This is a genomic window from Paenibacillus sp. MSJ-34 (assembly GCF_018918005.1).
Classification (GTDB): Bacteria; Bacillota; Bacilli; order Paenibacillales; family Paenibacillaceae; genus MSJ-34.
The window spans coordinates 21,572-47,489 of the sequence record NZ_JAHLPR010000002.1; the positions used below are offsets into that span (position 1 = coordinate 21,572).

The 25,918-nt window shown below is 52.9% G+C and carries 25 protein-coding genes; 21 read left to right on the forward strand and 4 right to left on the reverse strand.

The features are described 5' to 3' along the window. Positions 1–447: 447 nt before the first annotated feature. Together KQI79_RS01200 and KQI79_RS01205 are read right to left on the reverse strand one after the other, a co-directional pair. Positions 448–1,314: a hypothetical protein gene (locus KQI79_RS01200; protein ID WP_216536390.1), complete on the reverse strand. Its 867-nt coding sequence runs from the start codon at positions 1,312–1,314 to the stop codon at positions 448–450. Between the two features lie 105 nt (positions 1,315–1,419). Then, a complete protein-coding gene (locus tag KQI79_RS01205) occupies positions 1,420–2,430 on the reverse strand; it encodes a LacI family DNA-binding transcriptional regulator (protein ID WP_216536391.1) in 1,011 nt (336 codons plus the stop codon). A 447-nt stretch (positions 2,431–2,877) separates the two neighbouring features. Here KQI79_RS01205 and KQI79_RS01210 point away from each other — a divergent pair, with 447 nt between their 5' ends. The 11 genes from KQI79_RS01210 to KQI79_RS01260 all read left to right on the forward strand — a co-directional run bounded on the left by KQI79_RS01210 (position 2,878) and on the right by KQI79_RS01260 (position 14,391). After that, positions 2,878–4,221: a glycoside hydrolase family protein gene (locus KQI79_RS01210; RefSeq protein WP_216536392.1), complete on the forward strand. Its 1,344-nt coding sequence runs from the start codon at positions 2,878–2,880 to the stop codon at positions 4,219–4,221. Between the two features lie 12 nt (positions 4,222–4,233). Continuing rightward, positions 4,234–4,962, forward strand: coding sequence for a creatininase family protein (locus tag KQI79_RS01215; RefSeq protein ID WP_216536393.1), 729 nt, complete (start codon positions 4,234–4,236; stop codon positions 4,960–4,962). A 25-nt stretch (positions 4,963–4,987) separates the two neighbouring features. Further along, positions 4,988–6,280: an ABC transporter substrate-binding protein gene (locus KQI79_RS01220; RefSeq protein WP_216536394.1), complete on the forward strand. Its 1,293-nt coding sequence runs from the start codon at positions 4,988–4,990 to the stop codon at positions 6,278–6,280. Between the two features lie 64 nt (positions 6,281–6,344). Next, positions 6,345–7,217, forward strand: coding sequence for a carbohydrate ABC transporter permease (locus KQI79_RS01225; RefSeq protein WP_216536395.1), 873 nt, complete (start codon positions 6,345–6,347; stop codon positions 7,215–7,217). 3 nt (positions 7,218–7,220) lie between these two features. Continuing rightward, positions 7,221–8,069, forward strand: a complete 849-nt coding sequence (locus KQI79_RS01230) for a carbohydrate ABC transporter permease (RefSeq protein ID WP_216536396.1) — start codon at positions 7,221–7,223, stop codon at positions 8,067–8,069. Between the two features lie 54 nt (positions 8,070–8,123). Beyond that, positions 8,124–9,242: a mandelate racemase/muconate lactonizing enzyme family protein gene (locus tag KQI79_RS01235; protein ID WP_216536397.1), complete on the forward strand. Its 1,119-nt coding sequence runs from the start codon at positions 8,124–8,126 to the stop codon at positions 9,240–9,242. 32 nt (positions 9,243–9,274) lie between these two features. Then, positions 9,275–10,030, forward strand: coding sequence for an SDR family NAD(P)-dependent oxidoreductase (locus KQI79_RS01240; RefSeq protein WP_216536398.1), 756 nt, complete (start codon positions 9,275–9,277; stop codon positions 10,028–10,030). 1,263 nt (positions 10,031–11,293) lie between these two features. Next, complete coding sequence (locus KQI79_RS01245; protein ID WP_216536399.1) at positions 11,294–11,899, forward strand: pentapeptide repeat-containing protein; 606 nt, start codon at positions 11,294–11,296, stop codon at positions 11,897–11,899. A 655-nt stretch (positions 11,900–12,554) separates the two neighbouring features. Continuing rightward, entirely contained in the window at positions 12,555–13,238 is a 684-nt protein-coding gene (locus KQI79_RS01250; protein WP_216536400.1) for a DNA alkylation repair protein, read from the forward strand. 131 nt (positions 13,239–13,369) lie between these two features. Continuing rightward, a complete protein-coding gene (locus KQI79_RS01255) occupies positions 13,370–14,131 on the forward strand; it encodes a DeoR/GlpR family DNA-binding transcription regulator (RefSeq protein WP_216536401.1) in 762 nt (253 codons plus the stop codon). A gap of 101 nt (positions 14,132–14,232) precedes the next feature. Further along, positions 14,233–14,391, forward strand: a complete 159-nt coding sequence (locus KQI79_RS01260; protein ID WP_216536402.1) for a hypothetical protein — start codon at positions 14,233–14,235, stop codon at positions 14,389–14,391. A gap of 510 nt (positions 14,392–14,901) precedes the next feature. On the opposite strand, the gene KQI79_RS01265 is transcribed toward KQI79_RS01260, so the two are convergent. Next, the gene (locus KQI79_RS01265; RefSeq protein WP_216536403.1) at positions 14,902–15,309 is read right to left on the reverse strand and encodes a hypothetical protein; all 408 of its coding nucleotides are present in this window, start codon (positions 15,307–15,309) and stop codon (positions 14,902–14,904) included. A gap of 176 nt (positions 15,310–15,485) precedes the next feature. Between KQI79_RS01265 and KQI79_RS01270 the strand changes: the two genes are divergently transcribed. The 6 genes from KQI79_RS01270 to KQI79_RS01295 all read left to right on the forward strand — a co-directional run bounded on the left by KQI79_RS01270 (position 15,486) and on the right by KQI79_RS01295 (position 19,640). Continuing rightward, entirely contained in the window at positions 15,486–15,854 is a 369-nt protein-coding gene (locus KQI79_RS01270) for a hypothetical protein (protein WP_216536404.1), read from the forward strand. Beyond that, positions 15,851–16,084 carry a hypothetical protein gene (locus KQI79_RS01275; RefSeq protein WP_216536405.1) on the forward strand — a complete coding sequence of 78 codons (234 nt, stop codon included), beginning with the start codon at positions 15,851–15,853 and terminating at the stop codon, positions 16,082–16,084. Before KQI79_RS01270 ends, KQI79_RS01275 begins: the two co-directional genes overlap by 4 nt. 119 nt (positions 16,085–16,203) lie before the next feature. After that, positions 16,204–16,641 (forward strand): MarR family winged helix-turn-helix transcriptional regulator, encoded by a 438-nt coding sequence (locus KQI79_RS01280; protein ID WP_216536406.1) that lies wholly within the window; start codon positions 16,204–16,206, stop codon positions 16,639–16,641. Positions 16,642–16,699: 58 nt separating this feature from the next. Next, complete coding sequence (locus KQI79_RS01285) at positions 16,700–17,503, forward strand: pirin family protein (RefSeq protein ID WP_216536407.1); 804 nt, start codon at positions 16,700–16,702, stop codon at positions 17,501–17,503. 100 nt (positions 17,504–17,603) lie between these two features. Next, complete coding sequence (gene wrbA, locus KQI79_RS01290) at positions 17,604–18,215, forward strand: NAD(P)H:quinone oxidoreductase (protein ID WP_216536408.1); 612 nt, start codon at positions 17,604–17,606, stop codon at positions 18,213–18,215. Between the two features lie 231 nt (positions 18,216–18,446). Further along, on the forward strand, positions 18,447–19,640 hold the full coding sequence (locus KQI79_RS01295; protein WP_216536409.1) for a GTP-binding protein: 1,194 nt from the start codon (positions 18,447–18,449) through the stop codon (positions 19,638–19,640). Between the two features lie 89 nt (positions 19,641–19,729). Here the strand turns inward: KQI79_RS01295 and KQI79_RS28435 are convergent, their stop codons facing one another. Next, a complete protein-coding gene (locus KQI79_RS28435) occupies positions 19,730–19,879 on the reverse strand; it encodes a hypothetical protein (protein ID WP_216536524.1) in 150 nt (49 codons plus the stop codon). Positions 19,880–20,151: 272 nt separating this feature from the next. Between KQI79_RS28435 and KQI79_RS01305 the strand changes: the two genes are divergently transcribed. The 4 genes from KQI79_RS01305 (at position 20,152) to KQI79_RS27420 (ending at position 25,907) form a co-directional block, all read left to right on the forward strand. Then, the gene (locus KQI79_RS01305) at positions 20,152–20,832 is read left to right on the forward strand and encodes an NAD(P)H-binding protein (RefSeq protein ID WP_216536410.1); all 681 of its coding nucleotides are present in this window, start codon (positions 20,152–20,154) and stop codon (positions 20,830–20,832) included. Between the two features lie 126 nt (positions 20,833–20,958). Next, on the forward strand, positions 20,959–22,797 hold the full coding sequence (locus tag KQI79_RS01310) for a cache domain-containing sensor histidine kinase (RefSeq protein ID WP_216536411.1): 1,839 nt from the start codon (positions 20,959–20,961) through the stop codon (positions 22,795–22,797). Positions 22,798–22,812: 15 nt separating this feature from the next. Next, positions 22,813–24,018, forward strand: a complete 1,206-nt coding sequence (locus KQI79_RS01315; protein ID WP_216536412.1) for a response regulator — start codon at positions 22,813–22,815, stop codon at positions 24,016–24,018. Beyond that, a complete protein-coding gene (locus KQI79_RS27420; protein ID WP_253297891.1) occupies positions 24,015–25,907 on the forward strand; it encodes a substrate-binding domain-containing protein in 1,893 nt (630 codons plus the stop codon). The genes KQI79_RS01315 and KQI79_RS27420 overlap by 4 nt, the downstream gene beginning before the upstream one ends. Positions 25,908–25,918 lie beyond the last annotated feature (11 nt).

The following is a 25,918-nucleotide window of genomic DNA, read 5'->3' on the forward strand; positions in this document are numbered from 1 at the left end:
AGCGTTGCATCGGGAAATTGGTATCCGGAACGCAGGGCCGTTATTTCGCGCCAAAACCTCTTATTCGCCGTTTAGGCGGACATTGGTTACGTTATTCCTTCGTTGAAGAGCTTATTTTTACGCTATTACCGCGAATAAAGGATCGTATGTCCGCAAACTGTCCCAAATCGGGCCTTTTGTCACAATTAGCGTCTCCTGTGTCCGCGATCCTGGAATGTTGAAAAAAGTGAATGCAACGCCGGTGAAACCTAACCGGAAAAACTACCGTTACTATGCGCACGAATGTCCTACGGAATGATTTACAAGGAATTTCTACCGTTATTTTCGCCAAGAACGCTATTTCCAACGGAAGCATCCAGAATTAGATGGAGAAATTGGCGCTGAATTCAATTTTACGATTGAACCGGGCAAAATAAAGGTATTTTTTTCCGTTATTAACCATTCGTGTTAAGAATGGATCAACTTCTGAATGAATGCGAGCGCGTTGGCTTTGTTGGGCGCGTCGGTGCGAACCGTAACGACTTTCTCCTTCGCGGCGGATACGGGAATGTCGTTCAGGAATGGAATATCGCTCATATCGATACCGTAAATATGCTCGGACTCGTCGCCTTCCGCCCGGTAACGGTAAACGGCGGAATCGTCCAGCGATTTCAGCGAGCTTTCCAGTTCATCCAACCGCAAGAATAGGCCTTGATCCCTCAGTCTTTCAAAGTTGTATTGATCCGTAATGTAGATATCCGGCTTCTCCGTCATCAGCGTGATCATGCTCTTTTGTTGCATGGCGATATCGTACGGGTCTTTCGCCTCTTGCGGGAAGTAAGTAATGCTGACGCCGACCCGTTCCCAGGAAGGAAAGGCCTGCAATATGCTTTCCTGCGCTTTGTCCAGATCTTCGCTGTAAAATTCCCCTAAATACATGACCGATAAATTTTCCGGCGGCAGCAACGCTTCCGCTGCGCGCTGCTGTCTCTGGTCGATCATGCTGTTTACGAAATAGGCGATAAGGACGACGAGCAGAATCGCTCCCAATACATGAAACTTATAATAGTGGAAAAAATGATCGAGTCGGGACGCAAAAACGGAACGCTGCGGCTTGCCTTCGTCTTGCAGCTTTTGTTCGTATTGCGTGATCGTCTTATAGGCTTGATTCACCTGTTCGATCGTCACCGTTTCCGCCGAATCTTCGTCATCGTTGCTGCGGTTTTTGCGGGCACGGTCTTTACGAATCAACAGAAAATAGCGTTTTTCGACTTCTTCCTTTGTAGCGTCCTCGGACAAGCCGAGAATTTCGTAAGCTTTCTTCAAATCTTCCACTGCATTCACTCCCAAACGATGACTAAAGAGCTTATCAACCTGCGAAAATACTCTTTTCTTCTTATTGTAATGTAAGCGTTGCGCAACTTCAATCGCTGGCAGCGATTAACGCGTGCCGGCCGTCGCGGCGGATTGGCGCGGGACCAGCTTCGTGGCAACGGTCACGTCTACGGAGTGGGGGGCGTCCCCGTTGATATAATGCATGAGCAATTGGGCGGCCAGACTGCCCATCTGATGCTTCGCGATGCGGATCGTCGTCAGGGCCGGTTCCATATGCAGCCCCCATTCGATGTCGTCGAAGCCGATAACGCTAATATCTTTGGGGATCGAATATTTTACTTCCTTTAACGCTTTGATGGCGCCGATGGCGAGTTTGTCGTTCGCCGCGAAGACGGCGGTGAAGCTCCGGTCGGCATAAGCTTGGAGAGCCCTATACCCGTCGTCGACGCTGACTCCCGCGCATTCTATCAGAGCGGGCTTGGCTTCGGACGCGTAATTCCTCATTCCGTCCAAATACCCCTGGTATCTTTGTCGAATGCTTTGATGCTCCAACGGTCCCGACAAAAAAACGATGTCCTTGTGGCCGAACTCGGCCAAATGCTTCAAGCCTTCCAAGGCCCCGCGATAGTTATCCGTGTTCACGCTGCAGAAACCCGGATATTGATTGTCGACCAGCACCGCGGGAATTTCCAGACGGGAGATCCGTTCGAACAGCTTCGGTTCCAGGTCGGCGCCGATCAGAATGGCTCCGTCCACGCTCTTCGATTCGAATATTTCGGCGAACAGGGCGTCGTCAGGCTGGCGTTCGTGCAGCACATGGTACAGAAGATTGCTGCGATAATGCTGCAATTCTTTGGAGATCCCTTCGGTAATCAAAGCATAGAAAGGATCGGTCTCCAATGATTGGTTAATGCGCACCATCAATACGATATTCAACGTGTTGTCTTTGACCAATCCGCTGCCGCGCTGCTTCGGACGAAGATTTTTTTCTTTTACCGCATTAATAATTTTGTTGCGGAGATCTTCGCTAACCCCCGGCTGATCGTTCAAGGCCTTCGAGATCGTTGAAGGAGAAACCCCTAATTCCTTGGCAATTTCCTTTAACGTAACGGACAAATTGTTCACTCCTTATTTTTCTCTATAGGGCGAAAGAAAGATAGAAAGAAATTATTTTCTATTAAATTTCGTTATTTTTTCGAAAAACCCTTCTATTTTATGATAATGGAAACGATGTGAAATATCAAACGATAATCGCCAATTTCTCGTGATTCATGCGAAGATTATTGTTTTTCCATATCTTTGCAAAGGAAAAAAGTAGTCTTGAACAAAAAAATAGGATTGATTTTAAAAAAACATTTCAGTATAATCAAACACACGAAAGGAAATAATTTCTTAAATAAATTTCCTTAAATTTCTTTGATCGCATGTTTGCGTAAAAAGGAGGTCATCAACCGAACCGAGGGAGGGGATGCCGTTCGATGGGCGAAGCGACTTGCGAGAAACACGGGCGGAATAGGATTGGATTGAATTACAGCTTGGGACAAGCGGAGGAGGAACAAAAAAATGGGAAACAAGTATGTAGGCGTATGGGCCGTCTTTGAGGAAGATTATGCGGAAGGGCTCGAACGGGCGTTCCAGCGCTACAAAGAGGCGGGAATCAAGCATGTCATGTACGGGGGGATCGCGCACGCCTTCGATGTGAACGAACAATTTTACCGCAATACGAAAATCGATCCCTGGATTCAAATCGACTACGAAAAAAACGAAGGGGACGCATTCGGTACGAAATTCAATCTGATTAATTCCGAATTCAACGATTTGAATGCGGTTGCAAAAAAATACGGTCTCAGTCTTGACTTCGACATTACGCCGGGGGTTAGCGACCCGATTGTCGCAGCGTATCCCGATACGGCCGTCGTCAATATCGCGGGAGAGCGAAGCAAGCATTGGATGTGCCCGTCGAATCCGGACGTGCGCGGATACTTCTACGGCAGAACGGAAGATATCCTCAGAAATTATAAAGGAATCCGGGAAGTCGAACTGGATGTCATCAGCATCGATTTCTACGATCCCCAAGTCGTGCCGGATTGGGTGCCGCCGGAGCTGTATCCGCTGCGTCAATTGGCTATAGGCAATTGCTTCTGCGATCATTGCGTCAAAAAGGCGCAGGACGGCGGGCTGGACGTAAACAAGATCAAAGCGGAAATCGCCGCCATTCATAAGGAAGCGACCACGCTGACGTACGACAATTTTAAAAATTTGGCCGATTCGTACCGGGGCCTGTTCGATATTTTGCGGTTCGTGATCAAGCATCCGGATTTGATTCGCTGGCTCCAATTCCGGGGCGAGGCGGTGGATGATTTCGTCATCGGCATGAACAAACTCGTTAAGGGGATCGATCCGACGATTTTGCTGTCGAACGATCTGGTTTCGCCCAGCTTCTCCTGGACGCTCGGCCAATTCTACCATACGCAGTCGAAGTTTACCGACCTGAGCAAGCTGATGCTGTACCATAAGCGCATCGGATCGTTCGAGGTGAAGCCGCTGAAGCGGATCCAACAAGCGATCCCGGAAATTAAGGAAGAGGAATTGCTGGATCAATATTTCCGTTTGAAAGCGTTTAGCGGGCCGGATTCCTTCCAAGGGTTCGTCGACGAGGGCGTCGATGTGGAGAACGTTTATTACGAAGTGAAGAAAGCCAAGCTGGAAGCCGGACCCGGCCATCAAATCGTCGCCGGGCTCGTAGGGGACCCTCCCGCCGCGCCGGAGGACGTGCGCGAAGCGGTGAAGATGGCCCATCAAGGCGGAGCCGACGGCTATATGTTGCATCTATGGTACGGAAACGCGCCGAAAGACAATATCGTCGCCTTCGGCGAGCAGTTGCGCGAACTTGGAGAAATCGAATAGGAGCGTGAGAAGATGAAAGAGTTATCTTGGCAGCAATTTAAGGAAAGCGTTTCCAATAAGAAAGTGGCGATGCTGCCGATCGGCAGCATCGAACAGCACGGTCTGCACGCGGCGCTCGGCACCGACTTGTTCATTGCGGAAGGCTTGGCCCAAACGGCGGAAGGGCATGAGAACGTCATTATGCTCCCTTCGCTTCCCGTAGGGGTTGCGGAATATCATCGGCATTTCGCCGGTTCGTTGTGGGTTCGCCCGGAGACGCTGAAACAGTATGTCGGCGAAGTGATCAAAAGCTTGGCGTACCACGGCGTGCGCAAGGTCATTATCGTGAACGGCCACGGCGGCAACCGCGAACCGCTGAAAGAAATGGCAAGATATGTCATGATGGAGGAGCGGATTCACATTGTCGTCTGGACATGGTTCGAAAGCATCGAGCCCGAGATTATCCGCATGTACGGCAGACGTCCGCCGCTGCATGCGGACGAGGCGGAAACGGCCATGCTGATGGCGCTTAAGCCCGATGCGGTCATGCCGGAGTTCTACGAAGCTTCCGCGCAAGGCGCCGGCGAGTGGGGGAAATTTTACCGGGGAACGATGATCTCCCAGGTTGTCCGGGATTTCACGCCGACGGGCGCGACGGGGGATCCGACGAAGACGGATCTCAAACTGGGAGAACGAATGCTGGAGCTTTCTAAGCAAAATCTGCAAGAACTTATCGATTATATGAGCGAGTTGCAAGCATAAATCAATGGATTGAGGGGGAAAGGATATGCGCAAGCCATTGCTTGTCCTGATAGGATTGTTGTTATTAATCGGAACGATCGGTTGCGGAAGCGGTTCCGGCGGCTCCGGCAATCAAGAAGGCGGGAGCGAGGCGCCGGCCGGCGGAGGGAAAAAGCAAACGATTTCCTGGTGGGTGCCGAACTGGGACGAAGAAACGGCCAGAAAGCTGGTAGCGAAGTTTGAGAGCGAAAATCCGGACATCAAAGTCGATATCGTCGTGACGACATGGGATACGATGGAGAATAAAATCCGCGTGGCGCTTATGGCCAGCGACGCGCCGGAAGTGATCACCGATCTGGAATCCCGCGTGAAAGACTATGCCGCCAAAAATTTGCTTGCGGGGCTTGACGAATATGTCGAGCGCGATTTGGACAAGTCCGACATCATTCCTTCCGCGCTCGATATCAACACCTATGACGGAAGTCTATACGGCATTCCTTTCCGTCACGACGGATCGGGCATCCTCTATAATAAGGGCATGTTCGAGAAGGCCGGACTCGATCCCGAGCGTTTCCCGGAGACGTGGGACGAGTTTATCAAGGCGGTCGAGAAGTTGACCGTCGACACGGACGGCGACGGCAAAATCGATCAATACGGCATGGCTTGGCCGTTAGGCAATCAGGCGAACGCCATTACCCGGTTTATGCAGTTGCTGTTTACAGAGGGCGGATCCTTCTTTGACGAGACGGGGAAAAAGGCCGTTCTGAACAGTCCCGAAGCCGTCGAAGCGATGCGCAAATTGACCGCTACCGTTGTCGACGGAACGGCGCCGAAAAGTACGATGGAGGTTGACAATACAGGGGTTCGGGATTTGTTCGTCAACGAGAAGGTGGCGATGTATATCGGCGGACAATTCGATATCGAGCCGATTCAGAAGGCCAAGCCTTCCATCGAATTGGGAACGGCGGTTCTGCCCGGTCCGGACGGAATGGGAACGACGACCGTAGACGGATTTTCCTTCATCATGCCGCAAACGGCCGACAAGAAGGATTTGGGCTGGAGGTTGATCCAATTTTTGTCCGAACCGGAGAATATGGGAGAGTTGACGGCAACTTTTCCGGGCAGAAAGAGCGCCTTGACCTTGCCGAAATTCAGCGATCCGTTATTGCAACCGTTTGCCAAGCAGTTGGATAAAGGCGAAACGAAGCCGGTTGCAGATCGTTGGGCCGACATCGAGAAAATTCTGTACCGGAATATGCAGTTGATTATTCTCGAACAGAAAGATGTTCAAGCGACCATGGATCAAGCGAATCGGGAGATCGACGCGTTGCTGAAATAGAAAGCGGCGAAGGCGGGAGGCGGGATGTTCCGCTTCCCTGCGTTCGTACAGGAGGTGCATGCTTATGCTTGACAGAAGATTCACGGCGGACGAAAAGCGGGGGATGGCGTTCGTCGCTCCGGGGCTGATCGTGACGTTTCTATTGGTTCTCTATCCGATCGTCTCCGTCGCTCGGCTCAGCTTTTCCGCCAATGCCTTCGGTTCCTTCGACTTTGCCGGTTTCGCCAATTATGCGGAGATTTTCCGGTCTTCCCAGTTCGCTGTTATTTTGAAAAATACGGCCCTGTGGACGGTTGTGACGGTGGCGGCCGCTTTCATCGTCGGGACCGGCTCGGCATTGCTGCTAAATCAGGATTTTGTCAAAGGAAGGAACGTTTGGCGCACCCTGCTCATGCTGTCCTGGATTACGCCGGGCGTCGTGAAGGCGGTTCTCTGGAAATGGATGTACAGCTCCGACTTCGGCATGCTGAACCATATGCTGCTCAGCATGCATCTGATCCGGGAGCCGGTATCGTGGTTATCGGATACCCATCTTGCCATTTGGTCGGTCATGTTCGTGCAAGTATGGGAGACGTTCCCGTTTGTCATGCTGATGATGAGCGCCGGCCTGCAGGCGGTGCCGCGCGATTTGTACGAAGTGGCGGATTTGGACGGAGCGGGCCTTTATCAACGTCTCAGATATATCCTTTTGCCGCTCTTGAAGGATGTTACCTTTATCGCTCTTTTGACGCTGATTATTTGGTCGTTGAACGGATTTACCCTCATTTGGATTTTAACCCAGGGAGGCCCTGCGGGAAGCACGACGATATTGGCTTTATCTATTTACGATCATTTCCGTTCGTTCAATTATCATTTGGCGGCGGCGACGTCCGTGCTGCAGTTGGTTGTCAGTTTGATTTTTGCGGTATGGTATATCCGCAAAGCGGGAGGGGAATAAGCGATGAGACATGCCAAGAAAAGCTTGATGTATTCGGTTCGGGTCGTCGCCACTTACGCGGTGCTGACGCTGCTTGTTCTTTGTGTCGTGCTGCCGCTCTTATGGGTGGTCTCTACGTCCTTGAAACCGTCGACGGAAATTTTAAGCATACCGCCCCGCTGGATCCCGAGCGCCGTCACGTTCGAGCATTATTCCCGCGTCCTGTGGGACTCGTCCATTCCAAGGTATTTCGGCAACAGCTTGATGGTCGGGGCGATGGCTACCTTGTTTTCGCTCGTTCTGGGCGGCGCCGCGGGGTATGGGTTCGCGCGGTACCGCTTTAAAGGGAACAGGCCGCTGTCGTTGTTTATGCTGTTCAGCCAGATGCTGCCGCTGACGGTGCTGATGATTCCGATCTTTTTCATGCTGCAGCGGTTGCGTTTGCTCGATTCGCCGATCGGGCTGGCCGTCGCGCATCTCATTCTAACGATGCCGCTCGTCACCTGGATGACGAGAAGCTATTTCCTGTCGATTCCGCGCGAATTGGAGGAAGCGGCGCAAATCGACGGCTGCTCGCATTTGAAGGCGCTTGCGGTCGTTATTCTGCCGCTGGCCGCGCCGGGGATTGCCGCTACGGGCATCTACGCGTTTATTATGTCCTGGAACGAATTCGTGCTGGCTTCCATTCTGACTTCTTCGGATTCCTCGCGGACGTTGCCGATCGGCTTGACGGAGTTTTCCTCCATGTTCGAAGTGGATTGGGGCAGCACAATGGCGGCTTCTACGCTCATTTCGTTGCCGGTGATTTTGCTGTTCCTTTGGCTGCAGAAATATTTCGTCCAGGGACTCGCTCAGGGCGGAGTCAAAGGTTGATCGCTTTTGTTTGAATCGTGGGGTTGAAATTATAGTGAGAAGGCGGGAGAACAAATGAAAATCGTAGATATCAAGATGATGGCTGTCGAGATTCCGGTCGTTCCGTTGACGGAAGGCGGCATTGCGCCTTACCGGGGCAGCCAGGACAAGGTCGGCACAACAAGAACGAACAGCCTGATCTTTCGAGTGACAACCGACGAAGGAATCGTCGGCTGGGGCGAGATGAACGCGATCATTAATGGGAAAGTGACGAAAGCGTTGTTGGAGGACTACATTAAACCGCTCGTGATCGGAAAGAATCCTTTCGACATTAACGGCATCATGCGGGAATTCGCCCCGGTGTACAATCCTCAGCTTAATACGAAATGTTTCCTGGCGGCGATCGAGACCGCTTGCTGGGATATTATGGGGAAAGCGGCGAATCAGCCGGTTCACGCCTTGCTTGGCGGCAAGATCACGGATCGCATCGATATTTGTTACTGCACGGGCATGATGGAACCGGCGGAATTGAAGGAGAAAGCGCGCCAGGTGAAGGAGGAGGGCTACCGGACGCTTAAGACGAAGGGCGGCGTAGACGTCCTGAAGGATATTCGGCGCGCTCAGGCGTTGCGCGAAGCAGGCGGCGCGGATTTCGACATTCGCGTCGATATGAACCAGGGGTACGATACGCTGCAGGCGCTCCGGTATTTGCGCGGCGTGGAAGAGCTCGGCCTGCAATATATCGAACAGCCGATCGGAGTCAATAAATTCGACGATATGAAGTCGCTCCGCTCGCGGACGACGACGCCGATCGGCATGAATGAAGATTGCTACATTCCGAACAATTTGCTGCGAGCCGTCACGGAAGGTTGCATCGATGTCGCCGTCGTCGATTTCGAACCGCTCGGCGGACTGTCCGAACTGGCCCGCATCGCCGCGATCGCCCGGGAGGCAAAGCTGGCGCTGGCCCACCATTGCGGCTGGGATATGGGCGTCAAGTTGGCGGCCATCCTGCACGCGACCAGCGCGATGCCGGCGTTCAGCTATCCGATGGACAGCACGTATCAGGCGCATGGCGACGATGTATTGACCGAACGGATTCGTATCGCGGATGGCAGTTTCCTCGTACCCGAAGGGCCGGGGCTTGGCGTGGAAGTGGACGAGGAGAAACTTCAATTTTTAGCGGTGCAATAGGACGGTATGGTCATGCGAAGGAGGAGATGCTAGTGGGAGAATTTGCGGACCGGCATGTCGTCGTCACCGGCGGAGCGATGGGGATCGGCCGCGGCATCGTGGAGAGTTTCGCCGCGGAGGGAGCTAGCGTCGTGTTCGCCGACCGCAACGGAGAGGCGGGGGCGGCCGCATGCGAGGAGATTTCCCGCGCCTCGGGCAATCCGCGGATCGCATTCGTGCAGGCCGATCTGTCGCAACCGGACGGAGTGAACGCGTTGGCGGCGTGTGTGAATGAACGGTTAGGCCATGCCGATGTGCTGGTCAATAATGTGGGAGTCAATTTTCGCGGCGGAGATCTATTGCGGCATAGCGAGGAAGATTTCGCGAATACGTACCAAACCAATATTATGAGCTGCGTCCGCTGCATTCAAGCCTTCCTGCCGCGCATGCTGGAGCGGGAGCGGGGCTCCGTCGTCAGCATCTCTTCCACGATGGCGCTCGGGGCTCCGGGCTTCTCCGCCTATTCCTGGTCGAAAGGAAGCATTGACACGTTGACGAGAACGCTCGCGCTGGAGTACGCCGCCGGAATCCGCTTCAACGCGGTCGCTCCGGGTTTGGTCGCCACCCCGGCGACATTGCCGTGGATGGAAAGTCAGGCCGATCCCGCGGGCGCGAAAGGGATTCCGATGCGACGGGCGGGGATTCCCCGTGACATCGCCGAGGCGGTGATGTTTCTGGCTTCCGATCGGGCGTCTTATATTACCGGTCAAATCTTGTACGTCGACGGCGGCTTATCCGTCGGGGAATAATGTGGGAAGATCGTTCATTCGTTTCTTGGGGCGGAGGGCGATCTTTTTTGCGTTATGCGTTCACGCTTAGGTCGGGGATCGCGGGCATGAGCCGAACTTGGGCCGGTTGTCACGACAGTCTGCCTTCTCGTGGCCGCCTTGGCCAAGTTGTACAGTCTGCCATCCCATGGCTCCCTTGGGCCGGTTGTCACGACGCGCCGACTTCACTTTTCGAATGGGAGCCTCCTCTTAGCCGGAAATAGTGCATAAAAGTTCCTTATTAATACCCGCCAATCCGCTATTTTCGCGGATTCGCAGCGTGCGCGGCTCGTTTCGTACGATTATTCGTGCACCTTTGCGGGAATAGGGCTCAAATCGGCGAGTATGTATGAAATTTCGAACTAAGTCGACGGATTCGCAGCGTGCGCGGCTCGTTTCGTACGATTATTCGTACACCTTTGCGGGAATAGAGCTCAAATCGGCGAGTATGTATGAAATTTCGAACTAAGTCGATGGATTGGAAGTGTGAGCCGCTTGTTTTGTACGATTGTTCGTACACCTTTGCGGGAATAGGGCTCAAATCGGCGAGTATGTATGAAATTTCGAACTAAGTCGACGGATTCGCAGCGTGCGGCACTCGTTTTGTACGATTTTTCGCATACCTGAGCAGGATTATCACTGGCGTTGCATTAACTTTTTTCAGCAATATTGAAACAGTTGTGCGGATTACCGTACGATTCCTTCACATTGGTTCTACCGCCTCGCTCCCAAGTTCGCGGACACCGAAGAAGCTAATTGTGACAAACGACCCGATTTCGGCCAGTTTCCGGACAGACGATCCTCTATTCGCGGCAAGAACGTAAAAATAAGCCCTCCGACGAACGGATAACGGAACCAATGTCCGCCTAAACCGTGAATAAACGGTTTTGACGCAAAATAACAGCCGTACGGTCCGGATAGCAATTTCTCGATGTAACGCCGGTGTTACCGAGGCCGTATCGTTGATGAATTAGCGCCCGGCGATGTCTTAATAAGGCATATTCGTTCTCAAAACGGCAAAAGTACCGCCCCTTTCCACGGACCGGTTGCTTATGAGCCGAACGTTTTGCATAGATATCCGACAACATGGATGAGCGCTCTGGCGTTGATCCGTTGCTTGTCATGAAATGCTTTGCACGGTATGATGTACCGTTTGCTTGTCATTTTAGGCGTTTGCACGATGCGATAATTCGTTTACAATGGAGGAAAACAGCTTGCGCGGGAGCTGTTCCGGGAGGCGGGCGTATGGTTCAATACGATGGTGAGGAATATGCGGAGAAAGATTTTAGTCAAGCGGAGCTGCGAGACGGGGAATTGCGGAACTGCACGTTTACGCGATGCCGTTTTCGCGGCGCTCATTTAGAGGAAATATGGACGTCGGGCTGCCGGTTTATCGATTGCGATTTTACCGGGGCGTATTTGAACGCTTCGGTTCATGAGAGATCGGCGTTCACGAATTGTACGTTTGCCGGCGCCAATCTGTTTGTCTCCAAGTTCGAAGAATGCAAAATGGTCGGTTCCGATTTCGTTTCCGCCAAACTGGACGGCTTGACGATACGCGGGGGAGATTGGTCGTACACAAACCTGCGCCATGTGAAGCTCTCTAAGCAACAATTGCGCGGCATCAAGCTGACCGAAGCGGATATGTACGAATGCGATTTGGAAAAGGCGGATCTGCGCGACGCCGACCTCTCTCGCGCCCGTCTAGGCAAAGCGAAAATGGCCGGCACCGACTTGCGGGGAGCGAAGCTCGACGGGGTCGATTTCAAATCGTTCGAGATTAAGGGTGCGCGGCTGGATGCGGTGCAGGCCGTTTTGTTCGCCCGTTCTTACGGGGCGAAGGTGGAGTAGTTGTACCATCAAGGCGAAAAAAGATGTATTGCGAGTCCATTTCATTATTCGCGACCGTTGATGTAACTGGCTTTATTGCGCATATCGAAGGGGATGCCTCGCTATTCGAAGCGACCCGCACCGACCCGCGCTTCCTAGTTTGGCGCTAACGAAACTAACAATCCTTATTGGGCTCAAAAAGAAGACAATCTCATTCTAACGAAAGCACATATCGCTATTCATTGGAAATCGGCGGTCTGACCGGCTTTTTCCTCTCATTAGCGTGTTTCAATTTCGTTACGCGAGCAACAAGGCGATTTACAGGCGATTAGCGTGCCTATGTTTCGTTACCCCGCCCCGCGGGCCGTCAGCCGCCAAAGGTTTTATGAAATTGACTCTTTTAGCAGGCTTTGCTGCAGCAACCGATCAACACAGGTGGAAAGATGCACAATTGCAGTTTTATGAATGGATGGTTTGAAAAGATGAATGCATTGCTTCGTCATCCTAGGCCGTTTTTAAAGTGAATACAGTAGTTTGCTCGAGCGAAATCCCCCTACCTCGACTTTTGTAGATGGACTTTAAGCATTAATTGTGCGGGGGGAGCCAATCGTGTCGCACCCGTTATCAGATGTAGGTACAACGAATAGCATCAGTGCGAGAAAAGGGGCGGTAGCGAATGCTTAGCACTGCGGATTACATACGGCGGCTGGCCGAAACGTTCGCGGCGCATGCCGATCCGGATCAAGCGGCGGCGATGCGCGCATACATGAAGAACCAATTCGATTTTATCGGATTGAAAGCGCCGGAGCGGAAGGCATTGACGAAACAGTTCTATACCGAGTACGGGAGTCCGGCTGACGGTCAATTGCAGGACGTTGTAACAGGGCTTTGGGCTTTGCCCGAAAGGGAATTTCAAAATGTCGCCCTGGACATGCTGGAGCGACGGGTGAAAAAGTTGGACAAGTCGTATATCGGCCTGTTCGAAACATTAATAACGACCAAGCCGTGGTGGGATACGATCGATCCGATCGCCTCCAAGCTAATCGGTTCCTTCATGCTGAAATATCCGGAACTGATCGAAGATTATCCGGAGAAATGGATCGCATCGGGCGATATGTGGCTGCAGCGTACCGCTATTTTATTTCAATTGAAATATAAAGCGAAGACGAACGTCCCGTTGCTCTTCCGGTATATCGACAATTGCAGCGAGTCGCGCGAATTTTTCATTCAGAAGGCTATCGGTTGGGCGCTCAGGGAATACGCGAAGACGGATGCGGCCGCGGTTCGCCGGTTTGTCCAGGAGCGTCGCCTTGCGCCGCTTAGCCGAAGGGAAGCGCTGAAAGGAATGGCGGAGGAGTAAGCCGCGAAAAGAAGGGAGCAAGCGTGCACGAAGGGAAACGAACGGGGAAATGGCGTATGCGGATCGGCTTTGCAATGGTATAATAGAGGGACGAACATACGAACGTTTTCATATGGAGGAACGGTGTAAGCATGCTAGTAGCCGAAAGATACGAGCGAATCGTCCGCCTGGTCAATGAACGAGGCAGCATTCGGGTGAACGAGCTGAGCGAGCTGTGCGGAGTAACGGAAGAGACGATCCGCCGGGATTTGACCCGGCTTGAGCTGGAAGGGAAACTGCGCCGCAGCCACGGCGGCGCGGTTAGCGTTAGAACCGCCGCGGAAATTCCGCATGCCCAGCGGGAAATTATGAATATGGACGAGAAGCGCCAAATCGCGCAATATGCGGTTCAATATATCGCGCCGCGGGAGCGGATCATCCTCGACGCCAGTTCGACGGCCTGGTATATGGCGGCATTGATTCCGGACATCCCGCTGACGGTGTTGACCAACTCGATGAAAGTCGCGCAAGAATTAAGCGTCAAGGAGAAGATTGAAGTCATTGCGGTGGGCGGCCTGCTCTCGCCGGCTTCGTTATCATTTGTCGGCCCGTTGGCCGAACGTTCGCTTGAGCCGTACTTTGTGGACAAGGCATTCCTGTCTTGCAAAGGATTGCATTTGGACAAAGGCCTCAGCGAATCGAACGAAGCGCAGGCCAGAGTGAAGCAGAAGATGATCGAACAGGCCGGCCAAGTGATACTGCTTGCCGATTCCAGCAAAATCGGGGTGCAGGCGTTCACGAAAGTATCCGATTGGGAAGCCATTCACCGGCTGGTTACGGATCAGAACGCGCCTGACGGATTCGTTTCCGGCCTGCGTGAGCTCGGTGTAGACGTCGTGCAAATCGACGGGTAGACACCGCGACATGCGTTCGGCAGGTTCCCCGTCCGGGGGGTGCGAGCTTTCAGCGGTTATTTCCGTTTGAAAAGGAGCATCCTAAGCGAGGGTGGTATGGAATGAGCAGCAAAGAAAAGCGAATGAAACCGCATGAACCGACGATTGCGCCGGGGCTGGAAATGGACGAATTGAAAGAAAAGGCGTCGAAGGAAGAGATCGAACGCGGGGACTCCACATCGGTGACCAATTTGATTCTCGACCGTACGCCGGAAGATTAGAAGAACCGCCCAAGCGCGGTTCTTTCGCTTAGAGAGATCTTGGAATCGGATAGTATGTTGTATGAAATACAACATACTATCCCTTTATCATCAATTTTTTGTCTCTATATTGCAAAAAGTACAACATTTTCAGGTCAATTTAGCCAAAATGGCCTTTAAGTTGCAAATATGTTGTATATTTTACAGGCTACGGCTAAGGTTCGCCTTTCCGTCCCCGCATATGTTGTATTCTATACAACATGCACGCATGCGAGCAGGCCGGTCGGGATGAGCGGTACCGAGTTGAAACAGCACGGCGGCGAAACTCCATCATCCAACCGGCTTTGCCCGCAGCATGGCGAAACTCGCAGTACGGCGGCGAAACTCCATCATCCAATCGGCTTATCAACTGCCCGGCTATTCGGCCCGCCCGGCTGCGTCGTGAAACCGCTCATCAACTGCCGCCGCCCCGCACAGCCATATCCGCCACCCGCCCGGCTATTCGGCCCGCCCACTGCGTCGCCGAACCCATTATCCCTTATCCACGCCGTTCTGCTTCTCCACTTCCTTCATGATTCGCCACACTTTCATCATCTCCACCTGCTGTTCTTGCGGCGCGTCCAGAAAATCCCGGATAAACCGCTGCACTTCCGGGTTGTCATGACGCTCGAACCGGTAAGAGGCGGCGCCTTCGGCGATCTCTTCCGGCTGTTCGAGATACCCCGCCGCTTCCATCAATTGCCGGACCGAAACTTGGTTATCCGCTTTGGAAGCTAATTTATTGATTACGTTCGCGCTCGGAGCGTTGGCGACAAGCGACCGCATCAAACGGGAAATATACCCCGGGTCAACGCCGGTATCGACGCCGAACTTGTTGATCGACCGCTTGCCTTTCGCCTGCCCGAGCAGCGCGGCGAATTTTTCCTTATTAAATGACATCGGCATTCCCTCCGTATCTTCATATTACACGGGATATTGTCCGTGAGCAATATCATAACGGTATTTTTGCCGGAAAACAATGTCGTTAAAAAGCAACGAAAAAGATTGACTGTTGTTCGCAGACATGATATTTTAGTGTTGTTACCAGACAATGTTGGGGTTGGGGGCGGTAGCAAATGAACATCAATATTGACGCATTACGGCAACTTGCGGAGGAACGGAATTGGAGCATTCCCGAACTGGCAGCGCGGCTGAATGTGGAATACTCTTATTTGCACCGGGTTTTGAAAGGCGAGAAGAAAGGCGGAGGCAAGCTGTTCGCGGGCATTTACAACCTTTGCGTCGAAGAGGGGTTGCAGGCGGAACATTTTTTTGGCGGCGACAGAATATTGTCTACGAACAACGAAAAGCCGAAGGCACGGGCTTCCCGATCGATCCAATCGCCCGTCACGCTCCACGAAGCGCTGCGGCTTGCCGCCGACTTGGCGGAGGATAACGAACGTTTGCTGCGGGAATTATACGAGAGGAAGGGGAAAAGAGGATGATCGACGCAATCGGGCCGAAGGAATACAGCAAACGGGCCGTTCGTTTGGCGGTACACTCGGAATGCGGCGACAGGCTGGTCGCGATCGCGAAGGAATGCGGACAACTCGCTCACGAGTTGATGCTGTACGGCAGAACGATGGACGAACTAGAACAGGAAATTATAGCGACGAGGCTGGCTTTGCTGCGCGCGGAACGGGACGACATCATCCGGCAGTATGCAGAAGTTTGAAACTGCAGGGACCCATGATCGGGATGTGCGCGGGCGCTTGACATCGGCAATTCAATGGGAGTATAATTGTCTCGAATTCGAGATATATCTCGCAAGACTCGCAAGAAATGAGGAGCGTTATGAAGAAAGACGTATCGTTGGAGTTGTTCGTCGCTCTTTCCCGCGCCTATCAATCGGTCATGGAGCATGCGAAACGGGACATACGCCGCCACTTTATCAACCCGACGGAATTTGCCGTTCTTGAACTGCTGTACCATAAAGGAGCGCATCCGTTGCAGCAGATCGGGGAGAAAATATTGCTCGCCAGCGGAAGCATTACCTACGTGGTCGGCCAACTGGAGAAGAAAGGCCTGCTTAACCGCAGGATATGTCCGGAGGACCGGCGCATCACCTTTGCCGAAATATCCGATCAAGGCCGGCAATTGCTGGACGATATCTTTCCGGAACATGAGGAAGCGATTCGCAAAGCGGTGCAAGGTTTGGACGATCAAGAGAAAGAGACGGCATTACAACTGCTGAAAAAGCTCGGGAAAGAAGCAAAAAAACAGTTGCAGTAATTTTTTTTCGATAATTATCTCGAATTCAAACTAATTGCGATCCAAGGAGGGAACAACGATGCAATTTCGCTTATATCCGCCTGCGCTGCAAGGGAAAGGCGAATTCGACGGCGGCGCGATCGTAGAGCAGAAGCCGATCGGCTTCCCAAGGGAAGGATCGGCGGTCAAACGAATCGGCCCGCTATTTTATTGGGCATGGGCGCACGCGCCGCGCGAAGGCTTCATCGATTCCCATCCCCATCAGGCGTTTGAAATCGTAACTTATGTCATACAAGGCGAGGCGCATCACGGCGATTCGCTCGGGACGCAAAGCGTTGTCGGCCCCGGCGGAGCCCAAGTCATTCAGGCCGGATCCGGCGTGTACCATAACGAGCGGCTTGTCGGACCGGACGCCGAAATATTCCAGATTTGGTTTGAGCCTTCGATCCGCGATGCGCTGCGGCGCGACCCGACCTACCGCCAATATGAGGATGCGCGGTTTACGCGAACCGAACGGGAAGGCGCGGTCTGCAAGAAGGTGATCGGCGAAGGGTCGCCGATTGCGTTGGTTGCCGATGCGAATATGTGGGATGTGCGGATCGAATCGGGGGCGCAGTACGTTCATGAGTTCCAGGCAGGCCGTTCGCTCGCGCTATTGGCCGTTCGCGGCGAAGGGTCGATTGCCTCGCTGCCTGAAGGAAGCGGCGACGATTCGGAACAACATGCGGCGCGAACCGATTTCAAGCATCGCGATTTTGTCGTAGCGGACGCGGAAAGCGGCCGTTCGCTGATCATCCGATCCGGCGGCGGCGAAGCGCTTCGGGCGATACTCATCGAAGTGCCGGCCCGGGTCGATTATCCGCTCTATCCGAAACGGAATTAGCGCCTTCCGGACCAATATACCGGTACGAGCGACATTTATTCGTTTGAATTTCCTTATATAAGGATATTCTATAAAAAATACGCAAAAGGAGATTAGGAACATGTCTAATGTAAAACTGGCGATCATTTATTACAGCTCTACGGGAACGAACTACAAACTGGCGGAAATGGCCGCAGAGGGAGCGAGAGAAGCGGGGGCCGAAGTGAAAATATTGAAGGTGCCCGAATTGGCGCCGGAAGAGGCGATCAATTCGAACCCGGCTTGGAAAGCGCATGTTGACGAAACGAAGGACGTTCCGACCGTAACGTTGGCCGACTTGGAATGGGCGGACGCTATTATTTTCAGCGTACCGACTCGTTTTGGCGTCATGGCGGCGCAAATGAAGCAGTTCCTCGATACGACCGGCGGACTATGGTTCCATGGCAAGCTTGTCAACAAAGTCGTCAGCGCGATGACGTCGGCGCAAAACCCGCACGGCGGACAAGAGCAGACGATCATGTCCCTGTATACGATGATGTACCATTGGGGTGCGATCATCGCCGCGCCGGGCTATACGGATCCCGTCATTTTCGCGGCCGGAGGCAATCCGTACGGGACGAGCGTCACGGTCGACCAGAACGGCAACATGGTTGAAAACGTGAAAGATGCGGTCAAGCATCAAGCGAAGCGGACCGTAACCGTAGCCGGTTGGGTGAAAAACGGGCAGCAATAAGCCATAAGCCGGCGTCGTTCATGAACGCCGTTCGCGCAAGGCCAAGCAACATCGGCCGGGCGCAGCGGCGTTTTTTGCGGTTTGACATTTGAAGAAGCGTATGATAGTTTAATGTTATTCGTAATTATTACGATTAAATAAAGGGAAGGCAATAGCAATTCCTTTTGCAGCCGTTCCTGTTTTTTATCGCTATTAATCGTAATAATTACATATAAGGAAGGGGAATTCAGGATGGAATCATCGAAAATACCTGTCACTGTGCTGAGCGGTTACCTCGGAGCGGGGAAGACGACGCTGTTGAATCATGTGCTGAACAATCGGCAGGGGATGAAAGTGGCGGTGATCGTCAACGACTTGAGCGAAGTCAATATCGACGCGGATTTGATTCAAGACGGAGGCGGACTCTCGAGAGTGGACGAGAAACTGGTTGAAATGTCGAACGGCTGCATATGCTGCACGCTGCGCGAAGATTTGCTGCGCGAGGTGGAGAAGCTTGCCAAAGAGAAGCGTTTCGATTATATATTGATCGAATCGACGGGCGTCGGCGAACCGATCCCTGTCGCGCAAACGTTCACGTATATCGACGAGACGAACGGGATCGATTTGACGGCTTTTTGCCGCTTGGATTGCATGGTTACGGTCGTGGATGCGTACAATTTCTGGCATGACTACTCGTCGGGCGAAAGCTTGCTTGACCGGAAGCAAGCGGTAGGGGCGGACGATATGCGCGATGTGGTCGATTTATTGATCGATCAGATCGAATTTTGCGATGTGCTCGTATTGAACAAATGCGACAGCATCGACCCGGATCAATTGGAGGAATTGACCAAAGTGCTCCGAGCTTTGCAACCAACCGCCAAACTGATCTGCACCAACTACGGCCGAGTCGATCCGGCGGAAATTATGAATACGGGACGGTTCGATTTCGAGCGTTCCAGCACGTCGGCCGGGTGGATTCAGGAAATGCGGAAAGAACATCATACGCCGGAGACGGAAGAATACGGCATATCCTCGTTCGTTTACGAGCGGAGGCGGCCGTTTCATCCGGAGCGGCTCAGGTTATGGATGCATGATTGGCCGGAAGAGGCGGTGCGCGCCAAAGGAATCGTATGGGTGGCGTCGCGCGGCCGGTATGCCCAAACGATCAGCCAGGCGGGACATTCCATCCAGTTCGGTCCCGCGGGTTACTGGATCGCCTCCTTGCCGGACAAGGAGCGGGAGAAGGCGCTGAAGGCTTATCCGGAATCGGCGAAACAATGGGATCCGGTTTATGGCGACCGCATGAGCAAGGTGGTCTTCATCGGGGTGGAGATGGACAAGCCGCGAATGATCGAATCATTGGATCGTTGTTTATTGCGCGATGATGAGATGGAACTCGATTGGAGCCGTTTCGAGGACAGGCTGCCTAATAGCGCGGAACTGTAATATCGAGCGTGCAATCCGGCCCGGGCAACGCGAACAAGGCAGCCCCGGTACATCCGAGACTGCCTTGTTCCTGCTATTTCATAGGGAAATTAGAAGATCCAAGAGCGGCTTACGATAACGAGCAAGATGAACAGAACGAGAATGACACCCGTCGAAGTAAATATTCCGCCGAATCCGCCGATTCCGCCGCATCCGCCGCATCCGGGACCGACACCGACACCTGCTACTGGGTATGACAATTGAACTCCTCCTTGTTTCATGATAGTTCTTGATTGTTGCATGTTATATTATGCCACGGGACAAAATACCGCTTGGGCCGCTGCTGTCGGCAATCCGCCTTTTTCGTACGCAATTGACGCGGGGACAAGCGCACGGGAGGCCGATTTGCCGCCCGTCCTGGCGATAAGATTGAACGAACGGCAGTGGCTTTTTCGCGCGGTCAAGCTGCTTCTGGGCGATTGGCTGGATATAATAATAACAGCAAATGGCTGCGTGCAAAGGGGGATGCAGGATGGAAAAAAAAGCCGTTGTCGCGGGAGCTACCGGACTGGTAGGCAAGGAGTTGCTACAATTGCTCCTTCATTCGCCGGCTTACGACCGTGTCGTTATATTGGCCAGAAGAACGGCAAATGTGCAGCATGCGAAGCTCGTTGAGAAGACGATCGATTTCGAATCGTTTGCGGATACGGAATTTGCGGACGACTTCCAAGGGGCCGACGTATTCTGCACGTTAGGCACGACGATGAAAAAAGCGAAGACGAAAGAAGCCTTTCGCCGGGTGGATCGCGACTATCCGTATCGATTCGGCCGGTTGGCCAAGCAGGCGGGGGCCGGACAATTTTTGATCGTGACCGCAATGGGAGCCAAGCGGGATTCCGCCTTTTTCTATCATCAGGTGAAAGGCCAGGTCGAAGAAGATTTGATTGCGCTGCATTTGCCGGCGTTATATTTGTTCAGGCCTTCGCTCCTGCTTGGCAAACGGGAAGAGTTTCGTCTTGCCGAACGATGCGGCGGAGCCGCGGCCCAAGCGGCTTCTTTCGCGATGTTCGGGCCATTGCGCAAATATAAGCCGATCCATGCCCGTACGGTTGCGCAAGGAATGCTTGCGGCGGCGATGACGAACCGTCCGGGCACGCATCTGTACCAATCCGACCAAATCGCCGCGCTTGCCAAGCGATTCGCGGAGCGCTAGTTCGCTACATTGAACCGAATATTGTAAAAAATATCTTTTAAATATAAATACAATGATTGCATGCATCTGTAAAATAAGAAGTAAAAAGAATTCGAGGATCTTGAAAGCGGCGCAAAACTCGATATAATGAAGAAAAAAGAAACGGGTGAGCGTGTGTTCGCAAATTTCGTACTAAATGCCGTACAACGGTTTCGCAACCGCAGCATCCGTTTTAAGCTGCTCTTGTATTTTGTCATCATCATTTTGGTTTCCATCGTGACGCTGGGCGCGGTCGGGACTACACTATACAAACGGTCGATGGAAGAAACGGCGAATGAACATACGATCCAAATGATGGGGCAGGTCAAACATAATATCGTTCATTATTTTTCGGAAATGGAAAATATTTTGGATTACATCACGCATCAGCGCGAAGTCGTCTCTTTTTATCAAATGAACGGCCTGGACGAAGCGGCGCAAGCCCGGAATCGAACCGAGGTGCAGGGCATTTTATCGATGTACGAGAACAATAACCCGGAAATTGCCGGGATATTGCTCGTGAATGAGCAGGATCAGTTCATCAGCAATAAACTGGAGAAAATCGTGCGCGATCCGCTGACCACCGAATCTTGGTACCGGGAAACGGTGCAGCATCCGGACGAACTGCAGCTCATCAGCAAGCCGATCGGCAGAAATTTGAAGACAGAGTACAACTATAGCGCCGATCAGGTGCTATCTTTCGTCAAAGCGGTGAAAGATCCCGAGACGGGATCCGTGCTCGGCGTCGCGCTGCTGGATTTGGAACTTAGCGTGATCCAAAGAACGATCGAATCCGTCTCCCTGGGGAAAAGCGGGTTCGTCTATATTACGGATCAGCAAGGCGGCATCGTCTATTCTCCGGTCAATCCCGCGGTGTACCGCATTCATCCGGATTGGCTGGAAAGCGGTTACATCAATATGGTCAAAACGATTCATAACCGTTCCTATCAAATTATGCAAAACCGGTTTGAAGATATTCACTGGAAAATTGTCGGCGTCTTCCCGCTCGACGAGTCGCAATCCGTTGTCGTCAAGCTGCAGCTGTATACCGTTATCGTCGTCCTGATCACGCTGTTGATGGCGGTTGTTATTTCATGGTTTTTTACCAATTCCATCATCAATCCGGTCCGGAAGCTGCGCAGTCTCATGAAGCGGGTGGAGGAAGGGGAGATGCAGCTGCGGTTTCATATCCGCTCCACCGACGAAATCGGCCAGCTTGGGCACAGCTTTAACAAAATGGTGCAGGAAATCGAGCGATTGATCCAACTGGTATATACGGAACAGAAGGAGAAGCGCGAAGCCGAGCTTAAAGTGCTGCAGGAGCAGATCAAGCCGCATTTTTTGTACAACACGCTCGACACGATTCAATGGATGGCTCAAGACCGAAAGGCCGACGACATTGTGGAAATCATCGGCGCTTTGACGAATTTGTTTCGCATCGGGCTAAGCAAAGGCAAGGAAACGATTCGGCTTGCGGAAGAACTGAAACATGTGGAAAGCTATTTGATCATCCAGATGGCGCGGTACGAAGGGAAGCTCAGTTACCGGATCGAGGCGGACGGCGAACTGATGGATTGCACCGTACTGAAACTCATTTTGCAGCCGCTCGTGGAAAATGCGATTTATCACGGCATCAAAATGAAAAAGGGAAAGGGCATGATCCGGATCGAAGCGGTCAAACGCGAGGAGAGATTGGTGTTATCCGTCGCCGACGACGGGGTAGGCATCGATTCCGAAGCGCTCGCGCGGATCAATGCCGGATTGAAACATGCCGGGAACCCGGAATATAAGAGCGGCTACGGACTGTTTAACGTGAACGAGCGAATTCGGCTTACCTACGGCGCTGCGTACGGGCTCGAAGTGGAGAGCGAATACGGACAAGGCACCCGAATCAACGTATCGTTGCCGCTGATGCGTGACGGAAACGCAAGCGTATCCATGGAATGAAAGGAGGAAGGACCCATGTGGAAATTGGCCATTGCCGACGATGAACCGAGAATTCGCCGCGGTTTGACGCAGGTGCTGCCATGGGAAGAACTGGGCATTGAACTGGTCGGGGAAGCGGAAGACGGGATAGAGGCGCTGGAGCTTGCCAAGGCCGCCAAGCCCGATCTGATGTTTGTCGATATCAATATGCCGTTTCTGGACGGATTGTCTTTCATCGAGCGCGTGCAGTCGGAACATCCATGCCTCATTATCGTCATTACCGGGCACGATGAGTTCAAATATGCCCAGCAGGCCGTAAAGCTGCAAGTATTCGATTACATATTGAAGCCGGTGTCGAAGAGCCATTTGAAGGAGACGGTCGACAAAGCGCTGCAAACGTTGGAAGACCATAAATGCAAGGAGGAGCATCGGTCTTGGGCGAATAATCAACTGCAGAGCAATTCCCTTCTTATCCGCGACACTTTTCTGCGCAAATGGGTGCACGGTTTGACGACGCCCGAAGAAGCGGCCCGGAACATCGAATTTTTGCAACTGCCGATTACCCCCGCCACGCGAATGTCGTTGGTCAAGGTCGTGCAAAGTACGGACATCGGCGCGGCCAAGCGGGAATGGAGCAAAGAACTGCTGGAATTCGCCTCCAAAAATGTGATCGAGGACGTGCTCGGCAATAAAGAAACGAATATTGTGTTCCATGACGAGAAGGGGCAAATTGTCATATTGGGGCCCGACATGCCGGAGTGCGACTGGTTCGAGCTGTATGCGCGGTTGCAAAGCCAAATTGAACGAATATTGGGGAAAATAGCGGTCTGCGCGGGCAAAGTGATGGGTGACGGCGAACGGGCCGCCGATCGGACCTACCGCGAGCTGATGCAGGAGATCGCAGTTAAAGGGAGCTATTCTCCGGTCGTCATGCTGGCCAAAAAGGTGATGGAGCAAGCGTACGCCATGCCGAATCTTACGCTGCAGGATGTGGCCGATCAAGTGCGGGTCAGTCCGGCGTATTTAAGCAAATTGCTGAAAAAAGAAGTAGGGCTCTCCTTTATCGATTATTTGACCAAGATGAGGATTCAACGGGCGATGCTGTTCATGAACGATCCGGGCTACAAAGTGTATGAAATTGCGGAGAAAGTCGGGTATAACAGCCAGCATTATTTCAGCAACGCGTTCAAAAAAATAACCGGCATATCTCCGATGTCGTACCGCAAAGGGAACCGGACATGAGAAGCGCGATGGTCAAGGCGGCGCTGCTTGGTATCGGTCTGTTGGCGCTGTTGATCGGATTGTATTCGTACGGTACCGCCGGCCAAAGGGCCGAGCCTGCGGAAGAGGAAGTCAAATATTTGATCGGCGTGTCCCAGCCGAATCTCGTCGAGCCGTGGCGGGTCATGATGAACGAGGAGATTAAGCGGGAAGTTGAGAAGCATGCCAATCTTCGCGTCATCTTCACCGACGCCGCGAACGACAGCCGCCAACAGGCGGACGATGTTCGCAAGCTGATGGGCTATGGCATCGATTTGCTTATTATTTCGTTGGACGATCCGGTCATGCTGACGCCCATCGTTACGGATACGTACCGCAACATTCCGGTCATCGTGCTCGGACGGGGCGTAACCGGGTACGATTATACGTTATATATCGGCACGGATAACCGCTTGATCGGCAGCAAGGCCGGCGAATACGCCAAGCAATTGCTCGACGGGAGCGGCAAACGGATTATCGAGATCAAAGGCTTGCAAGGAGCGCCAACCGTTGAGGAACGAAGCGCCGGATTCTATGAAGCGCTTGCCGATCGAGACGATCTCAAGATCGTCGCCTCGATCTATGCCGACTGGCAGCGGGACAAGACCGAAGACGAATTGAACGAATTGCTGGACGATCATGCCGATGTCGATTTAATATTCGCCCATAACGACGCCATGGCTTTGGGCGCCTCCAAGGCGCTGGCGCAGCATCGGATTTCCGGCGTGAAAATTATCGGCGTCGACGGCGTCAACAGCGATAACGGCGGATTGCAGCTCGTCAAGAACGGGGTGCTGACCGGCACGTTTACGAGCCCCACCGGCGGCGGGGAAGCGATTCAATATGCCGTAGACATTTTGAACAATGAGAAAGGAATTCCGAAAAAAGTCATCTTGCGCAGCCATCAAATTACAGCCGACAACGCGGAGTTGTTTGAACGTAAAATGGCCGTTTCCGAGGTGAAGCCGAGACGCGAGATCACGGATCACCGTCCGATTCGAATCGGCTTTGCCCAAGTGGGAACGGAGAGCGGGTGGCGGCTCGCGCATACCAAATCGGTCATCTCCGCAGCCAAGGAGGAAGGCATTGAACTATTATTCGAAGATGCGGATCAACAGCAGGAGAAGCAGATTGAGTACATCCGGAAGTTTATCGCCGAACGGGTGGACATGATCGTCTTCCCGCCCGTTATCAAGACGGGGTGGGATGAGGTGCTGATGGAAGCGAAAGAAGCCGGCATTCCGGTCATTCTCTCCGACAGGGAAGTCAAGGTAAGCGACGACTCGTTGTGGACGGCCTTTATCGGCTCCGATTTTACCGAAGAAGGCCGCCGCGCCGCCCGGTGGCTCGTGCAGGAGCTTGCCGATGCGGAGGGCAGCGTCAATATCGTCGAGCTCCAGGGGACGAAGGATTCCGGACCGATCGCGGGCCGCAAACAAGGCTTTGAAGATATTATCGCCCAAGACGGGAAATACCGGATCGTCGATTCGTTGCAGGGCGATTTTACGTTTATCAGCGGGAAAGAATTGATGCATGAAGCGTTGAAGAAGCATGGAAGCAATATCAATGTCGTTTACGCGCATAACGACGATATGGCTCTCGGGGCGATCGAAGCGATCGAGCATGCGGGGCTGCGCCCCGGCAAAGATGTACTCGTCATCTCCATCGATGCGACGAAGGCGGCACTCAAAGCGCTCGCGGCCGGCAAGATGAATTTTGTCGTGGAATGTACGCCGCTGCTCGGGCCGCAATTGATGAAGGCCGTCAAAGATTACATGGCCGGCAAGGAACTGCCGATGAAGATCATTACTTCGGAAGGCGTGTTCACGCAAGAAACCGCCAAGCGGGAGCTGGCGAACCGGGAGTATTAAATAGGATCGGC

Bases quoted from the DNA above. Each gene is read 5' to 3' on its own strand.
- KQI79_RS01210 (WP_216536392.1), top strand. From the start codon at position 2,878: ATGGGAAACAAGTATGTAGGCGTATGGGCCGTCTTTGAGGAAGATTAT.
- KQI79_RS01215 (WP_216536393.1), top strand. From the start codon at position 4,234: ATGAAAGAGTTATCTTGGCAGCAATTTAAGGAAAGCGTTTCCAATAAG.
- KQI79_RS01220 (WP_216536394.1), top strand. From the start codon at position 4,988: ATGCGCAAGCCATTGCTTGTCCTGATAGGATTGTTGTTATTAATCGGA.
- KQI79_RS01225 (WP_216536395.1), top strand. From the start codon at position 6,345: ATGCTTGACAGAAGATTCACGGCGGACGAAAAGCGGGGGATGGCGTTC.
- KQI79_RS01230 (WP_216536396.1), top strand. From the start codon at position 7,221: ATGAGACATGCCAAGAAAAGCTTGATGTATTCGGTTCGGGTCGTCGCC.
- KQI79_RS01235 (WP_216536397.1), top strand. From the start codon at position 8,124: ATGAAAATCGTAGATATCAAGATGATGGCTGTCGAGATTCCGGTCGTT.
- KQI79_RS01245 (WP_216536399.1), top strand. From the start codon at position 11,294: ATGGTTCAATACGATGGTGAGGAATATGCGGAGAAAGATTTTAGTCAA.
- KQI79_RS01250 (WP_216536400.1), top strand. From the start codon at position 12,555: ATGCTTAGCACTGCGGATTACATACGGCGGCTGGCCGAAACGTTCGCG.
- KQI79_RS01255 (WP_216536401.1), top strand. From the start codon at position 13,370: ATGCTAGTAGCCGAAAGATACGAGCGAATCGTCCGCCTGGTCAATGAA.
- KQI79_RS01260 (WP_216536402.1), top strand. From the start codon at position 14,233: ATGAGCAGCAAAGAAAAGCGAATGAAACCGCATGAACCGACGATTGCG.
- KQI79_RS01265 (WP_216536403.1), bottom strand. From the start codon at position 15,309: ATGTCATTTAATAAGGAAAAATTCGCCGCGCTGCTCGGGCAGGCGAAA.
- KQI79_RS01270 (WP_216536404.1), top strand. From the start codon at position 15,486: ATGAACATCAATATTGACGCATTACGGCAACTTGCGGAGGAACGGAAT.
- KQI79_RS01275 (WP_216536405.1), top strand. From the start codon at position 15,851: ATGATCGACGCAATCGGGCCGAAGGAATACAGCAAACGGGCCGTTCGT.
- KQI79_RS01280 (WP_216536406.1), top strand. From the start codon at position 16,204: ATGAAGAAAGACGTATCGTTGGAGTTGTTCGTCGCTCTTTCCCGCGCC.
- KQI79_RS01285 (WP_216536407.1), top strand. From the start codon at position 16,700: ATGCAATTTCGCTTATATCCGCCTGCGCTGCAAGGGAAAGGCGAATTC.
- wrbA (WP_216536408.1), top strand. From the start codon at position 17,604: ATGTCTAATGTAAAACTGGCGATCATTTATTACAGCTCTACGGGAACG.
- KQI79_RS01295 (WP_216536409.1), top strand. From the start codon at position 18,447: ATGGAATCATCGAAAATACCTGTCACTGTGCTGAGCGGTTACCTCGGA.
- KQI79_RS01305 (WP_216536410.1), top strand. From the start codon at position 20,152: ATGGAAAAAAAAGCCGTTGTCGCGGGAGCTACCGGACTGGTAGGCAAG.
- KQI79_RS01310 (WP_216536411.1), top strand. From the start codon at position 20,959: ATGAAGAAAAAAGAAACGGGTGAGCGTGTGTTCGCAAATTTCGTACTA.
- KQI79_RS01315 (WP_216536412.1), top strand. From the start codon at position 22,813: ATGTGGAAATTGGCCATTGCCGACGATGAACCGAGAATTCGCCGCGGT.
- KQI79_RS27420 (WP_253297891.1), top strand. From the start codon at position 24,015: ATGAGAAGCGCGATGGTCAAGGCGGCGCTGCTTGGTATCGGTCTGTTG.